Origin of the sequence: Avibacterium avium (genome assembly GCF_900454535.1) — a bacterium.
Taxonomy (GTDB): Bacteria; Pseudomonadota; Gammaproteobacteria; order Enterobacterales; family Pasteurellaceae; genus Avibacterium; species Avibacterium avium.
Genome location: NZ_UGSP01000001.1, coordinates 1,335,150 through 1,350,238, shown reverse-complemented (window position 1 = coordinate 1,350,238; position 15,089 = coordinate 1,335,150). Strand labels below are relative to the sequence as shown.

General features: G+C 41.7%; 12 protein-coding genes. 8 read left to right on the top strand and 4 right to left on the bottom strand.

Annotation, left to right across the window (positions count from 1 at the left end; translation table 11 throughout):
* Positions 1 to 50: 50 nt before the first annotated feature.
* Together treB and treC are read left to right on the top strand one after the other, a co-directional pair.
* On the top strand, positions 51 to 1,469 hold the full coding sequence (gene treB, locus DYC50_RS06645; protein WP_115249515.1) for a PTS trehalose transporter subunit IIBC: 1,419 nt from the start codon (positions 51 to 53) through the stop codon (positions 1,467 to 1,469).
* A 10-nt stretch (positions 1,470 to 1,479) separates the two neighbouring features.
* On the top strand, positions 1,480 to 3,171 hold the full coding sequence (gene treC / locus DYC50_RS06640) for an alpha,alpha-phosphotrehalase (protein ID WP_115249514.1): 1,692 nt from the start codon (positions 1,480 to 1,482) through the stop codon (positions 3,169 to 3,171).
* A 74-nt stretch (positions 3,172 to 3,245) separates the two neighbouring features.
* Here treC and metX read toward each other — a convergent pair whose 3' ends face one another.
* Positions 3,246 to 4,325, bottom strand: a complete 1,080-nt coding sequence (gene metX / locus DYC50_RS06635; RefSeq protein WP_115249513.1) for a homoserine O-acetyltransferase MetX — start codon at positions 4,323 to 4,325, stop codon at positions 3,246 to 3,248.
* A gap of 185 nt (positions 4,326 to 4,510) precedes the next feature.
* On the opposite strand from metX, the gene DYC50_RS06630 reads away from it, so the two are divergent.
* Positions 4,511 to 5,209: a SanA/YdcF family protein gene (locus tag DYC50_RS06630; RefSeq protein ID WP_115249512.1), complete on the top strand. Its 699-nt coding sequence runs from the start codon at positions 4,511 to 4,513 to the stop codon at positions 5,207 to 5,209.
* Here DYC50_RS06630 and cra read toward each other — a convergent pair.
* Complete coding sequence (gene cra, locus DYC50_RS06625) at positions 5,206 to 6,198, bottom strand: catabolite repressor/activator (protein WP_115249511.1); 993 nt, start codon at positions 6,196 to 6,198, stop codon at positions 5,206 to 5,208. The two genes, DYC50_RS06630 and cra, sit on opposite strands and share 4 nt — an antisense overlap.
* 239 nt (positions 6,199 to 6,437) lie before the next feature.
* Entirely contained in the window at positions 6,438 to 8,222 is a 1,785-nt protein-coding gene (locus DYC50_RS06620) for an ABC transporter ATP-binding protein/permease (RefSeq protein ID WP_115249510.1), read from the bottom strand.
* Positions 8,223 to 8,423: 201 nt separating this feature from the next.
* Between DYC50_RS06620 and DYC50_RS06615 the strand changes: the two genes are divergently transcribed.
* The 5 genes from DYC50_RS06615 to DYC50_RS06595 all read left to right on the top strand — a co-directional run bounded on the left by DYC50_RS06615 (position 8,424) and on the right by DYC50_RS06595 (position 13,852).
* On the top strand, positions 8,424 to 10,082 hold the full coding sequence (locus tag DYC50_RS06615; RefSeq protein ID WP_115249509.1) for a putative transporter: 1,659 nt from the start codon (positions 8,424 to 8,426) through the stop codon (positions 10,080 to 10,082).
* A gap of 218 nt (positions 10,083 to 10,300) precedes the next feature.
* Entirely contained in the window at positions 10,301 to 11,728 is a 1,428-nt protein-coding gene (locus DYC50_RS06610) for an outer membrane protein transport protein (RefSeq protein WP_115249508.1), read from the top strand.
* 89 nt (positions 11,729 to 11,817) lie between these two features.
* Positions 11,818 to 12,357, top strand: a complete 540-nt coding sequence (locus DYC50_RS06605; protein ID WP_115249507.1) for a methylated-DNA--[protein]-cysteine S-methyltransferase — start codon at positions 11,818 to 11,820, stop codon at positions 12,355 to 12,357.
* Between the two features lie 30 nt (positions 12,358 to 12,387).
* Positions 12,388 to 13,056, top strand: coding sequence for a DNA mismatch repair endonuclease MutH (gene mutH / locus DYC50_RS06600; RefSeq protein WP_115249506.1), 669 nt, complete (start codon positions 12,388 to 12,390; stop codon positions 13,054 to 13,056).
* Between the two features lie 70 nt (positions 13,057 to 13,126).
* A complete protein-coding gene (locus tag DYC50_RS06595; protein ID WP_115249505.1) occupies positions 13,127 to 13,852 on the top strand; it encodes a TerC family protein in 726 nt (241 codons plus the stop codon).
* 57 nt (positions 13,853 to 13,909) lie between these two features.
* Here DYC50_RS06595 and DYC50_RS06590 read toward each other — a convergent pair whose 3' ends face one another.
* Complete coding sequence (locus tag DYC50_RS06590) at positions 13,910 to 15,049, bottom strand: NADH-dependent flavin oxidoreductase (protein ID WP_115249504.1); 1,140 nt, start codon at positions 15,047 to 15,049, stop codon at positions 13,910 to 13,912.
* Between the last annotated feature and the right edge of the window lie 40 nt (positions 15,050 to 15,089).

Sequence of the window (15,089 nt, the reverse complement as noted above, 5' to 3'; positions counted from 1 at the left end):
TAAAAAGGCGTAAGATACGCACGAACATTTTTTAGACGAAAGGAAAAATTATGGCAAAGAAAATTAATCCTCAATATATCACGCAATTAATCCAGCTAATTGGTGGGAAAGAGAATATTGCGACAGCAACACATTGTATTACGCGTTTGCGTTTTGTGTTAAATCAACCTGAAATTGCCGATGTGAAAGGCATTGAAGCCTTGCCAATGGTGAAAGGTTGCTTTACTAATGCGGGGCAATTTCAGGTGGTGATCGGGCCTGAAGTGGATCTTTATTACCAAGAATTAGTGAAACAAACGCAAATTTCTGAAGCGAATAAAGAACAAGCGAAAGTGGCTGCACGCCAAAATATGAAATGGTATGAACAACTTATCTCGCATTTTGCCGAGATTTTCATTCCGCTTCTCCCTGCCTTAATTAGTGGTGGTTTGATTTTAGGTTTCCGCAATGTGATTGGTGATATTCCAATGTTTGACGGCAAAACCTTGGTGCAAACCCACCCGATGTGGGCGACAATCCATTCTTTCCTATGGTTAATTGGTGAGGCGATTTTCTTCTATTTGCCAGTGGGAATTTGTTGGTCCACCGTGAAAAAAATGGGCGGTTCGCCAATTTTGGGGATCGTCCTTGGGGTTACGCTTGTTTCACCACAATTAATGAATTCTTATGATCTCGGCTCTAAGATTCCTGAAATGTGGGATTTCGGCTGGTTCAGCATTGATAAAGTGGGCTATCAAGCACAGGTGATTCCATCTATTTTGGCCGGTCTTGCCTTAGGTTGGATCGAAACCCGTTTACGCCGCATTGTGCCTGCTTCATTAAATTTAGTGATCGTGCCAGTCACTTCATTAATCATCGCTGTGTTCCTTGCTCATTCTATTATCGGGCCGATTGGTCGTGAAATTGGTAATGGTGTGGCTTATGTGGTGCGTGCAGGATTAACCGGCAGCTTCGCCCCGATTGGTGCGACATTATTTGGCTTCCTTTATGCGCCATTGGTGATCACCGGTGTGCATCAAACCACTCTTGCGATTGATATGCAAATGATCCAAAACATCGGCGGTACACCTGTTTGGCCGATGATCGCACTTTCTAACATCGCGCAAGCTTCTGCTGTGTTAGCCATTGTGATTGTGAGCAAAAAAGCCAATGAGCGTGAAATTTCCGTGCCTGCAACCATTTCCGCTTATCTTGGTGTAACCGAGCCGGCAATGTATGGGATCAACTTGAAATACCGCTTCCCGATGCTTTGTGCAATGATTGGTTCTGCCTTTGCTGGCTTAATCTGCGGCTTAAATGGCGTGTTGGCAAACAGTATCGGCGTGGGTGGTTTACCAGGTATTCTTTCCATTCAATTACCATTCTGGGGCGTATTTGCTTTAGCGATGGTGGTGGCCGTGGTTGTGCCATTAATTTTAACAATGATCGTGTATAAACGCCGCGCGGCAAATGGCACACTTCCAGAATAAGGGTGAAAAAATGACAGAAAAAAACACCGCACTTTGGCCTGCGCAATCTCGTCCGCAATGGTGGAAAAATGGGGTAATTTATCAGATTTATCCGAAAAGTTTCCAAGATACCACAGGCAACGGCATTGGCGATTTGCAAGGCATAATTCAGCGTTTAGATTATCTGCAAAAACTGGGCGTAGATGCTATTTGGATCACACCAATTTATGTATCGCCACAGGTGGATAATGGCTATGATGTAGCCGATTATTGCGCTATTGATCCTACTTGCGGCACAATGCAAGATTTTGAACAGCTGGTTGAGCAAGCGCATCAACGCAATATCCGTATTATTATGGATATGGTGTTTAACCACACCTCAACGGAGCATCAATGGTTCAAAGCGGCGCAAGATCCGCAAAGCCCTTATCATCAATTTTATATTTGGCGTGGTGATGATGCCAAGACGCCACCGAATAATTGGCGTTCTAAATTTGGCGGCAATGCGTGGAAATGGAATGAGCGCGTTGGCAAACATTATTTGCACCTTTTCGCCACGGAACAGGCGGATCTGAATTGGGAAAATCCACAAGTGCGGTCAGAATTACAAAAGATTTGTCATTTCTGGGCAGACAAAGGCGTGGACGGCTTGCGTTTAGACGTGATCAATCTGGTTTCCAAAAACCAAGATTTTCCTAATGATAATCAAGGTGATGGCCGCCGTTTCTATACTGATGGCCCGCGCATTCACGAATTTATGCAAGAATTAAGCCGTGAAGTATTCCAACCGCGCAACCTGATGACGGTGGGCGAAATGTCCTCCACAAGCCTTGAACATTGTCAGCAATATGCTAACAATCAAGGTTCGGAATTATCAATGACCTTTAATTTCCATCATCTAAAAGTGGATTATCCAAATGGCGAAAAATGGACGCACGCCAAGCCAGATTTTGTGGAGTTAAAGCAAATTTTTAATTATTGGCAACAAGGAATGCATGGCAAAGCGTGGAATGCGCTCTTTTGGTGCAACCACGATCAGCCACGCATTGTTTCTCGTTTTGGTGATGAAGGCAAATGGCATCAGCAGTCTGCCAAAATGCTCGCAATGGTGCTGCACGGAATGGAAGGCACGCCTTATATTTATCAAGGCGAAGAAATCGGAATGACCAATCCAAATTTCACCGAAATCAGCCAATATCGTGATGTAGAAAGCCTAAATATGTTCGCCGAACTGCGTGAACAGGGAATGGACGAAGATCTATTAATGAAAATTTTGGCACAAAAATCGCGCGATAACAGCCGCACGCCAATGCAATGGAACAATGGCAGCTATTGCGGTTTTAGCCACGTTGAGCCTTGGATTGGCGTTGGACGTGCAGAGATTAACGTGGAACACGCGCTGGCAGATGAACAATCGGTATTTTATACTTATCAACGCCTCATCGCCTTACGTAAGCAATATCCGATTTTCATTGAGGGAAACTATCAAGATCTCAACCCAACTTCACCTGATGTATGGACTTATCTGCGTGAAAGTGCGGAGGAAAAATTGTTAGTTTTAGCCAATTTAACGGGTAAACCACAACAAATTGAACTGCCTGCGGATTTGGCAAATCAGCAATGGACATTGCTCGAAAACAGCCATATTCAAACCAGCCAGCCACAAGTGGCAAACCAGCTTACCCTTGAGCCATTCCAAGGGCTGTATTTCTATCAAAAATAAACCGTTGTAGAAAAATTTATTGAGAAAACACCGCACTTTTTTGCATAAAGTGCGGTGTTTTTTTCTCAATTTTTCTAAAGATTTTCTAAACCAGCCCTAATCGGATTTTCAAAGGCATCATAAGCCACCAAAAAGGCATCGTGGCCGTAATCGGAAGGGAATTCGTGATAGCTCAAATCAACGCCAGCTTGTTCAAGCATAGTTTTACTTTTTCTCACGTCCACGGCTTTGAAAAGCTGATCATTAGTCACGCCAATCAAGGTGTAACGCGCTTTAATACGCGACAATGCCTGCTCTGTACTTTCATAACCTAACGCAGGATCGTACAAATCCAATGCACGCAACAAATGCAAATAACTATTGGCATCAAAACGATCGAGAAATTTTTGACCTTGATAACTGAGATAAGATTCCACTTGAAAATAATCGCCCCAATACTGCCCTTCTACTTTCGTGGCACGTCCAAAGGCTTTGGCTAGCTGAATATCCGTGCGATAAGTGAGCATTCCTAACATTCGCGCAATTGCCAGCCCTTGCGAGGGCGGTTCACCGTCATAATAATCGCCATTATTAAAATTAGGATCAGTGATAATGGCTTGGCGCATAACGTGATTAAAACCAATGGCTTCCGCACTAAAATAAAGAGATGAACAAAGATTGACGATATTATCCATAAAATCAGGATAATCAATCGCCCATTGAGTGGCTTGCATTCCGCCGAACGAACCACCAACAATGCCTTTTAAATGGGGGATTTCAAGATAATCGATCAGGGCTTTTTGCACCTTGACGATATCCTGCACAAGGATATGCGGAAACTGGCTGCCATAAGGCTTTTGTGTCTGTGGATTGATTGATGCTGGCCCTGTTGTGCCTTTGCAGCCACCTAGCACGTTAGAGCAAATGAAAAAATATTTTGACGTATCCAACGCCAAGCCCTCTCCCATAAAATTTTGCCACCAACCTGCTTGATTAGGGTCATCATTATAGGGTTCAGCATCGCCAGTTAAGGCGTGGCAAATCAGCACCGCATTGCTTTTATCCGCATTCAACTTGCCATAGGTTTGGTAAGCAACATCAATATGTCCAAGCTCCCCACCTAAGGTGAGGTTGAGCGGTGTTTGTGTAAAGAGTGTTGCTGTTTGTACTGCCATTGCCTATCCATTACTTCATTGATGCGATCTTGCCAAGGTAGGATACATAAACTACCCTTAGCCCTATACCTTGTCAAGAAATTTTAGACGTCTAAACTTCTAGACGTATTTTAGAATAAATTTACTTGAATTTACTAGTGTTTTTTATTATTTTGATGAGTAAGAAATAAAAAAATACGAATTTTATGCTGAAATCCTTTTTCCGTTACCTTTTTTCTTTTCGGTGGCTGAGCTATCTACCACGCAAATTTTTGCAATACAGTCTGTTTTGTCTTTTTTTGTGTGTTTTCGTTTTGGTGCTGATCGATCAGGCAATCGGCTTTTACGTTCGCCAAGGTATTTATACGGACATCAATAAACTACCCTATCGCCCTTATGGGTTGGTGCTAGGCACATCAAAATATTTCGCTAAAAATACGCCAAATCTGTTTTATTCTTACCGTTTGAATGCAGCAAGTGAACTATTTAAAGAACGCAAAGTAGATTATTTACTGCTTAGCGGAGATAACCGCACTGTGGAATATAACGAACCACGCACAATGTTCAAAGATTTGAAAAAAATGGGGGTGCCAGAAGAGTATATGTATCGCGACTATGCAGGATTTCGCACCTTAGATTCTGTGATCCGCGCCGATCAAGTGTTTAAAGCCCATTCCATCACCATTATTACACAGCGTTTTCATTGTGAACGGGCTTTATTCATTGCCAAATATCATAATATTGACGCAATCTGCTTTGCGGCGGAATACCCGAGTGGTTATACCTTTGTACGTTTCCGCGAGTTTTTCGCAAGAGTACAGGCGGTGCTTGATCTTTTAATCGAAAAAGAACCGCACTTTTTAGGCAAACCAGAACCACTGCCGCCACCGCCTTTGGCTGATTAGCAATGATAAACTAAATCGCGCAATACCTTAGTTGGTTCTGGTAAGCTTTCTGATTCAGATTTATGGTTAAGCCGTTCTAACACTAAATTAAGCAATTTATCGGCAATTTTCTTATGATCTTGCACCGCACATAAGGTTTTATTGGCTAATAATTCCAACATTTCGTGATCCCCAAAAGTAGCAATCGCTAATTGTTGCGGAATCCCTTTATTCTGTCTTAGTAGCACTTGGAATATACCCTGTAACAATGTCAAAGACGTAACAAACAACGCATCTGGCAACGAATTTGTTACAAGCCATTGTTCAAAAGTTTGCGCTGCAGAATCACGGTGGAATTGGCCACTATAAAGAAATTCTACCGAATTTTCTGACCGCTCTTTTAATGCCTCACGAAAGCCTAATTCACGCTCTTTACTGGTTGGCAATTCAGGTAACGCGCCCAAAAAGAGTACGTTATTAAAAGATTGCTGTTTAAACAAATCCTGCGCCAAACGATAAGCATCATTTCTATCATCAGATAGCACATTGATCACATTATCCCCGCTGATCTTACGGTCAAAACCAAAAACTGGCACTTCACTTTGCTGATAAAACAAATTATCCGCCGGCAATGAAGTAGAAACAATCAGCGCATCAATTTTGCGTTGGAAAAGATGCTTGGCACAAGCCATCTCATTATTTGGATTATCATTAGAACAGGCAATCAGCAACTGATAACCTTTTTCACGAAACTTTTGTTCAAGCTGATGAGCAATTCTCGCATAGCTCATATTTTCAAAATCAGGAATAATCAACCCAATGGTATTGGTTTTTCCCGCTCTCAACCCAGCCGCCATCGCATTCGGTTTAAAATCGTATTTTTTGATTAGCGACTGCACTTTTTCAATGGTTTTATCACTCACGCGATATTGTTTGGCCTTGCCATTAACAACATAGCTCACCGTTGTGCGAGAAACACCAGCTAATTTAGCTAATTCATCAAGTTTCATATCAACTCCTTTTAATATGTAAATCGCAAAAATTCTATCACTTTTATTCTATTTTGTTATGAAATAAAACTAAAATTTTTGATCAGCTTCACAAAATAAAATAGAAAAGACTAGGTTATGTTGATAAGCCTAGTCTTTCCGATTTTCCTATGCAAAGCGTCACCTAAACTATTAAGGATTATCCTTAGTGGCTCAAAAAGTGCGGTACTATTTTGCCAAATTTTCACCTCATTTGTTTTTCATTTTAACAATGCCCATTTTTTAGTCGGCAGAATTTTAAGTTGTAGAGCGTGGTGTTTTAGCAAGGTAGAACGATGACCCACACTGATAATAGTGGTATTCGGTAATGCGGTTCGGATTAGGCGATACATTGCATCTTCAAGCCCTTCATCCATACTTGCCGTAGCTTCATCAAGAAAAGCGATAAGTGGTTTATGCAATAATAAGCGGGCGAATGCTAGGCGTTGTTGCTCACCAAGGGAAAGCACTCGTGTCCAGTCATTTTCTTGTTCTAGTCTATCACTAAGATGGCCAAGATTTACTTGTTGCATAATCTGTTCGATGCTTGTGAAATCCACATTTTCATCGGCTAATGCGGGATAATAAAGCGCATCGATTAAGCGTCCTTGTGGAAGATAAGGCTTTTGAGATAGAAATAGGGCTTGTTCTGTTGGGTAGCTCACAGTTCCTTCTGCATAAGGCCAAAGTCCTGCTAAGCTGCGTAATAAGGTTGTTTTTCCCACGCCAGAATCACCTTGAATTAGTAAATAATCGCCTTGTTGTAAATTCAGCATGAGATTTTCTAATAAAATTTCGCCATTTGGTGTTTGAATCGTTAAATTTTCAACCTGCAATGGGCCATTGGTTTGGTGTAATTGAATTTTTGTTGGTTGGCTTGCTTGTTCGATTGCTGTTTGAAAACCAGTTAGACGATCCAATACGGCACGGTAAGCGGCAAAATCATCATACGCATTACGATAAAAGGACAAGGCCGATTCCACTTTTCCGAAAGCTTGCGCGGTTTGCATTAAATCGCCTAATTTGATTTGTTGGTTAAAATAACGCACGGCTTGAATAAGCAATGGAAAAATCACGGAAACCTGAGAAACCACCAAATTAAAGCCTGATAACTTTAAAGTGCGGTAAATTAATTGCCAAATATTGCCAATAATGCGGTTGAATTGTTGCACCAGTAGATTCTGTTCCATTTTTTCACCGCGATAAAATGCAATGCTTTCAGCGTATTCTTTCAGGCGGATCAGAGAATAACGATAATTTGCGTTAAGTCTTTCATTGGCAAAATTGAGCTTAATCAATGGTCGTCCAATTCTAAAGGCAATCAAACTTGTGATCAGCACATAAGTAAACACTAGAAATACCATCATATGGGGAATTTCAATGCCTAAAATTGCCATTGGGCCAGAAAGATTCCATAAAATCAGGGTAAATGCTACTAAAGAAACGCTGGAAGAGATCACGCCTGTTGCAAAGCTCAGTGAGCGGCTGATATAGGATTCAATATCTTGTTGAATACGCTGATCGGGGTTATCTAACTGCGTTATGCCATATTGAGTTTTGTAATAGGCTTTGTTTTTGATCCATTTGTCTAAATAATGTTGGTTCAACCAAGTTCGCCATTGAATGGTGAAACGTTGAGAGATGTAATAGGTTAAAAGTACGTTACAAACGTGAACTGTTGCAAGCAGTGAAAAAACGATCATTTGCTGCCAAAAAACCGTTACGTTCATTTCCTGCAAGCTGGTGTACATTGCGTTATACCATTCAGAAAAAAGAATATCCAAGCGCACTGAGATCAAATTAAAGAAAATGATCACCCAAAAGTAAGCAAACGGACGCCAATTTTTTTTCACTGAAAGATAAGGTTGAGCCAAGCGCCAAAATTGACTTGCCCAATCTGTTGTTTTTACTAATAGACTAAAAATAAGCGTAAAAACAATGCTGACAATAAGTAAACTTTGCAAGATCCATTGCAAAGAAGATAACAAGACTTCTGACCAATTCATTATTGTAATTCCGAGTAAAAGCGAATAAAAATTCTGCTTTGTTAGAGAGCTAAATTTTAACTTTGTTCAAAAAATGTAAGCAAAAATCACCGCACTTACAAGAAAAATGTGATGTAGATTAAACTTTTAGACTTTAATTTATGCTTTCTACCTAGAGATTGGTATAATTTTCTCTAGTGAAATTCAATTTTTGAGGTTGTTATGAGCGAGATTGCAGTCACAATCAGTATTCTTGCGCTGGTTGCTGTTGTGGGGCTATGGATCGGGCATTTCAAAATCCGTGGCGTGGGTTTAGGTATTGGTGGCGTGCTATTTGGTGGTATTATTGTCGCCCACTTCACCAATCAATATGGCCTGCATTTAGACACCCATACCTTACATTTTATTCAAGAGTTTGGACTCATTTTGTTTGTTTACACCATTGGTATTCAGGTGGGGCCGGGGTTCTTTGCTTCATTACGCGAATCTGGCTTAAAACTCAATGGCTTAGCGATGCTCATTGTACTACTCGGTGCAGCGAGTGTGGTGGTGCTATATAAAGCAGCAGAAGTGCCACTTGATGTTATTTTGGGGATCTATTCTGGTGCGGTAACCAACACGCCGTCTTTGGGGGCTGGGCAACAAATTCTGTCTGAATTAGGAATGACGCAAACCACAGGCCATATGGGTATGGCTTATGCGGTTGCGTATCCTTTTGGGATCTGCGGAATTTTGCTCACAATGTGGCTAGTGCGGTTGTTTTTTAAGATAAAAATTGATGAAGAAGCACTGCGTTCACAAAAAGAAAGTGGACAAGATAAAGAAAGCCTTCGCTCAATTAATGTGCGCGTTACTAACCCTAACTTAAATGGTTTGCCGTTGGTCGAAATCCCCGGTTTTGAAAGTAAAGATGTGGTGTGTTCTCGCCTAAAACGTGGTGAGAATGTGAGTGTTCCTAACGCAGATACCGAAATTTTCCTTGATGATTTATTGCACTTGGTGGGGGAATCTCACACCTTACGCAAAATGCGTTTAGTGATTGGCGAGGAAGTTGATGTGCCACGTTCTACGCTCACAGGGGATTTACGCTCCGAGCGCATTGTGGTTACCAATGAAAAAGTACTCGGTAAAAAAATTAAATCCCTTGGTATTCATCAAAAATATGGCGTGGTGATTTCTCGCCTAAACCGTGCAGGGGTAGATCTTGTGCCAAGTGCTGATACCACCTTACAATTTGGTGATGTACTACACATTGTCGGACGCTCTGATGTGATTGATAACGCCATTGCATTAATCGGCAATGCGCAACAAAAACTGCAACAAGTACAAATGCTTCCTGTCTTTATCGGAATTGGCTTAGGTGTGCTTGTAGGCTCCATTCCATTTTATATTCCAGGCTTCCCAGTAGCACTTAAACTTGGTTTAGCTGGCGGGCCATTAGTGGTCGCGCTGATTTTGGCCAGAATTGGTAGTATCGGAAAACTCTACTGGTTTATGCCACCAAGTGCCAACTTAGCCTTACGCGAGATTGGCATCGTTCTGTTCCTTGCCGTAGTCGGGTTAAAATCTGGCGGTAACTTTGTGGATACACTCGTTAATGGCTCTGGGCTTGAATGGATGGGCTATGGTATTTTAATAACCTTTATTCCATTAATGACAACCGCGCTTATCGCACGACTGTATCTCAAATTAAACTATCTCTCTTTATGCGGATTGCTTGCAGGCTCAATGACCGATCCACCTGCTTTAGCCTTTGCCAATGCCATTAAAGAAGACAGCGGTGTTGCGGCGCTCTCTTATGCCACGGTATATCCACTCGTAATGTTCTTAAGGATTATTTCACCACAATTATTGGCCATTTTGTTATGGACATTTTTATAACTGAAAAGTGAAATTGAAATGGTAAAGCGCCCTAAGGGGCGTTTTATTTTTTATCCTATAAAAATTTCTACAAAAACTCCGCACTTTCACTATATTTGCAGAAACTTAACTGGTCAGAGCTGTAAAGGCATAGGTCGAATTTGTTTGCGATAGTAGTAACCTTTATTTACAATCCAAGGCGATTATTTAAAGACAACAGAACAACAAAAAGGTTCACTATGAATAAAAAAACACTTTTTACTAAAACACTTCTTTCTTCTGCATTATTGGCTGTCGCTGGAGGTGCGCAAGCAGCAGCATTCCAATTAGCAGAAGTTTCAAGTTCAGGCCTTGGCCGTGCTTATGCCGGTGAAGCAGCTATTGCTGATAACGCTTCTGTGGTGGCTACCAACCCAGCTTTAATGACTTTGTTTAAAACCAACCAATTTAGTGCGGGTGGGGTTTATGTGGATTCAAAAATTCGGGTTGATGGCACAGCAACAGCAACCCTAAATGGTCAACCCGTTGCGAAAGGAAATGCGGATAATAATAATGTTGTGCCTGGTGCGTTTGTCCCAAATTTATATTATGTCGCACCGATTAACGATAAAGTGGCCTTAGGGGCTGGAATGAATGTCAACTTCGGGTTGAAAAGTGAATATGACCGTGATTATTCAGCAGGGATTTTTGGCGGAACGACAGATCTCACTACAATTAATCTAAACTTTAGTGGGGCTTATCGTGTTGCTAAAGGTTTTAGTGTTGGTGCAGGTATTAATGCTGTTTATGCGAAAGCTGAAGTTGAACGCACAGCGGGGATTATTGCTGATGGTTTACGCAATGGTGCAGCTGCGGCTCAAGCGAATGCTACGAAATTGGCTAATACACCTTATGCAACTCAGGCTGCGACTGCTGCGGCTCAATTAAGTGCAGCAAGTCAAGGAATTAGTAGCCGTGAAACAGTATTAACTCATCTTGAAGATCGCAGTGCGTGGGGCTTTGGTTATAATCTTGGTTTAGTATATGAATTTAATGAACGTAACCGTCTTGGTTTAGCTTATCATTCAAAAGTTGATATTAAATTTAAAGATCGTAATGCGGTAAGTTATATGCCATATGGTGTAATGCCTTATACAGGGGCAGGAACATTAACGTTAAATTTACCGGGTTATTGGGAAATCTCAGGTTTCCACCAATTAACAGATGCTTTTGCTGTGCATTATAGCTACAAATATACAGAGTGGAGTCGTTTAAAAAATTTACACGCGACTTATGAGAGCGTGCCGGCAGGCTCTCGCAATGGTGATCTTGCATTCCACAAAGAAGAAAGATACCGCGATAATACACGCGTAGCCTTAGGTGCAAGCTATCTTGTTAATGATCAACTAACATTACGCGCTGGTATTGCTTATGATGAAGCAGCTGCACCAACTGAGCACGCGAGTGCGTCAATTCCAGATACCGATCGTACTTGGTATAGCTTAGGGGCAACCTATAAATTTACCCCAAATCTTTCTGTCGATTTCGGTTTTGCTCATTTACGCGGTAAGAAAGTCAACTTTACCGAAACACAAAGTCTTGGTGGTGGTTTAGTTGAAGTAAAAGCTGACTATCGTTCAAAATCTAGCGCCAACCTTTACGGCCTAAACGTAAATTATAGCTTCTAATTTAAGAACTAGGCATTTACGCGAATTGGATTATAATAAGCCTATCCTAATGGATAGGCTTTTTTATGTCGTATTTTAGAGAATTCCCCATGTCCGAAATCTATTATTGCTATTACCAATCCCCTATTGGGCGGTTATTGATGATTAGCCAAGATAACAAATTAACCAATTTGGATTTAGAAGCGGAGCAAATTGCACCAAATCCGAAATGGATTTTACAGGAAAATCACCCGCTCTTTGCGCAAGTTTCGGCGGCATTAACCCGTTATTTTAATGGTGAAAAAGAAGATTTTGCAGAGATTCCGCTGAATCCACAAGGTACGCCTTTTCAGCAAAGCATTTGGCAGCAGCTTTGCCAAATTGCTTATGGCAAAACCACAAGTTATGGCGAGTTAGCCAATTGCATTAACAAGCCGAAAGCAGTGCGCGCCGTGGGTGGTGCGGTGGGAAGTAATCCAATTAGCATTATTATTCCTTGCCATCGCGTGTTAGGAAAAACACGTCAGCTAACAGGATTTGGCGGCGGATTGCCTGCCAAACGCCATTTATTACAGTTAGAAAATATTGCTTATGTAGATAAAGGCGTGGAATACGTCAAACAGAAATTATTGAAAAAGTATCAACGCTAACAAAAACTGGATAAAAAAGCACCGCACTTTATGAATAGCCCAAACTCCGAACAAGCCCTACTCTCTCTTGCGCAATCGCTGGCAGGACTCACTTTTGGTGAAGTCGCCAAGGAACTAAATATGTCTGTGCCGCCCAATTTGAAACGGGATAAAGGCTGGGTGGGAATGTTGCTGGAAACCGCCTTGGGTGCAACCGCGGGCAGCAAAGCGGAACAAGATTTTGCCCATCTTGGCATTGAACTTAAAACGATACCCATTAATCGTCAAGGCAAGCCCCTTGAAACAACTTTCGTCAGCCTTGCGCCGCTAATTCAAAATAGCGGAATCACTTGGCAATCTTCTCACGTTCGCCATAAATTATCTAAAGTGCTGTGGATTCCCATTGAAGGCGAACGCACCATTCCCCTTGCTGAACGTCATATTGGGCAGCCTATTTTATGGCAGCCCTCGCCTGAGCAAGAACAACGTTTGCAGCAAGATTGGGAAGAACTAATGGAATATATCGTATTTGGTCGTCTTGATGAAATCACCGCGCGCCTTGGTGAAGTGCTGCAACTTCGCCCCAAAGGCGCAAATAGCAAAGCGCTAACTAAAGGCATTGGGCGAAATGGCGAGACGATTGACACCTTACCGCTCGGCTTTTATTTACGCAAAAATTTCACCCACGAAATCCTGCAACAATTTCAGCAAAATGGCTGATTTTCCTTTCCATTAAGGCCAGAAATCTATATTATTGTTCGCTTTAGATTTAATCTATAAGGAACTTATTATGTTTGACTGGATCGCCAGCCCCGAAGCCTGGGTGGCTTTATTTACTCTAACCGCATTAGAAATTGTGCTGGGTATTGATAACATCATTTTTATCAGTATTTTAGTAGGGCGTTTGCCTGCTCAACAACGCCAATCAGGGCGTTTAATCGGCTTAGGTTTGGCAATGGCAACCCGTATTTTATTATTGCTTTCCCTTTCTTGGTTAATGAAACTCACTGAGCCGTTATTTGAAGTTTTCTCGCAACAAATTTCAGGACGTGATCTTATTTTAATCGTGGGCGGATTATTTTTGGTGGCGAAAAGCACCCACGAAATTCACCACGCAATGACGCCAGAAGAAGAGGGCGAAGACCAAAGTGCGGCAAAAAAAGTGAATTTTTTCAGCGTACTCATTCAAATTGCCATTTTAGATATTGTATTCTCGCTGGATTCCGTGATCACCGCGGTGGGAATGGCAAGCGAAATTGGCGTGATGATTTTGGCCATTGTGATTGCCGTTGGTGTAATGATGCTGGCTGCCAAGCCAATTGGTGATTTTGTGGAATCGCACCCAACACTGAAAGTGCTTGCCCTTTCATTCTTGATTTTAGTGGGCGTGGCATTAATTGGTGAAGGCTTAGATTTCCACATTCCAAAAGGTTACATTTACTTCGCAATGGGCTTCTCCGTGGTAGTCGAAATGATCAACATCAAAATGCGTAAGCGTTTGATTAAACGGCCTTAAGCTTAAGGTGCAATAAAAAATAGCAAGGAAATTTCCTTGCTATTTTTTTATCCATATCTATAGATCAACAGGTTGCCAGTCCTGCCCTTTTACTGGTGGAAGCCAAGGACTGCCTTTAACGCATAAGCTCCACAGCACATCTGGAATGTCGTAATGATCCGCTTTTTCTGGATCAAGTGCGGTGATAATTTCTTGCGTTTTTCCTTCTTTAATCAAGGTGGCTAACGTTGGATTAATCATTACGGATTTCCCCACGGCAACGAATTCCACCCAGCCTGTATCCAAGGCGGCTAATAATTGTTCTGCGGTAAATAAATTCCCCACACCAATTAATGGCAAGCGGCCATTTAACTGTTGATGAATTAAGGCTAAACGCGCCATTTGAGTATCGCCTCCACGGCGTACTTTCTTGTAGAAATCCCATAAAGAAACGTGTAAATACTGCAAGGTTTTTTGTGCTAATGCTTCAACAAGCGCTAACGTCTCCGTCATTGTAATGCCGTTTTCCCCTGGTTCTTCTGGCGATAAACGGTAACCAATGATAAATTCAGGCTGCTGATATTTTTCGCGCACTGCGTTCACTGCATCAACCACGGCTAATGGAAAACGTAAGCGATGAGTCAAATCACCGCCCCATTTATCCGTTCTCTGGTTGCTTTGTGCAGAAAAGAATTGCTGCAACAAATAGCCGTTTGCACCGTGAATTTCTACCCCATCAAAACCCGCTCTAATCGCAAGATCGGTAGCCTGTGCAAAATCCGCAATAATGCGTTCGATTTCTGCTTCAGTTAAGGCTCTTGCGCCTGTTTCGGCATCATCAGAAGGCGCAACTTTATCTTTGCCATTTAACAATTCATTTAATGCTAACTTACCACCGTGATGAAGTTGTAAAATAGCCTTTGTGCCTTGTTTTTTAAGCAAATCGGCAGTTTGTGAAAGGCTCTCAAGCTGAGATTCTTTAATGGCTTCAGGCTGACCGTGAAATGCCTTACCACTTTCAGACACTAATGTTGCTGCCGTGATAAACATTCCCATATCCTGCGCACGATGCTGCAAGAATTGACGCTCTTGCTCGCTCAATGTCCCATCAGGGTTTGAAGCAAAATGCGTCATTGGCGCAACCACTAAACGATTTTTGATTTCAACTTGATTATTTAAACGATAAGGTTCAAATAATGGTGAGAATTGTTTGTTCATAATGCTTTCCTAAGTATAAGTAAAAAATATAGTATAAGTA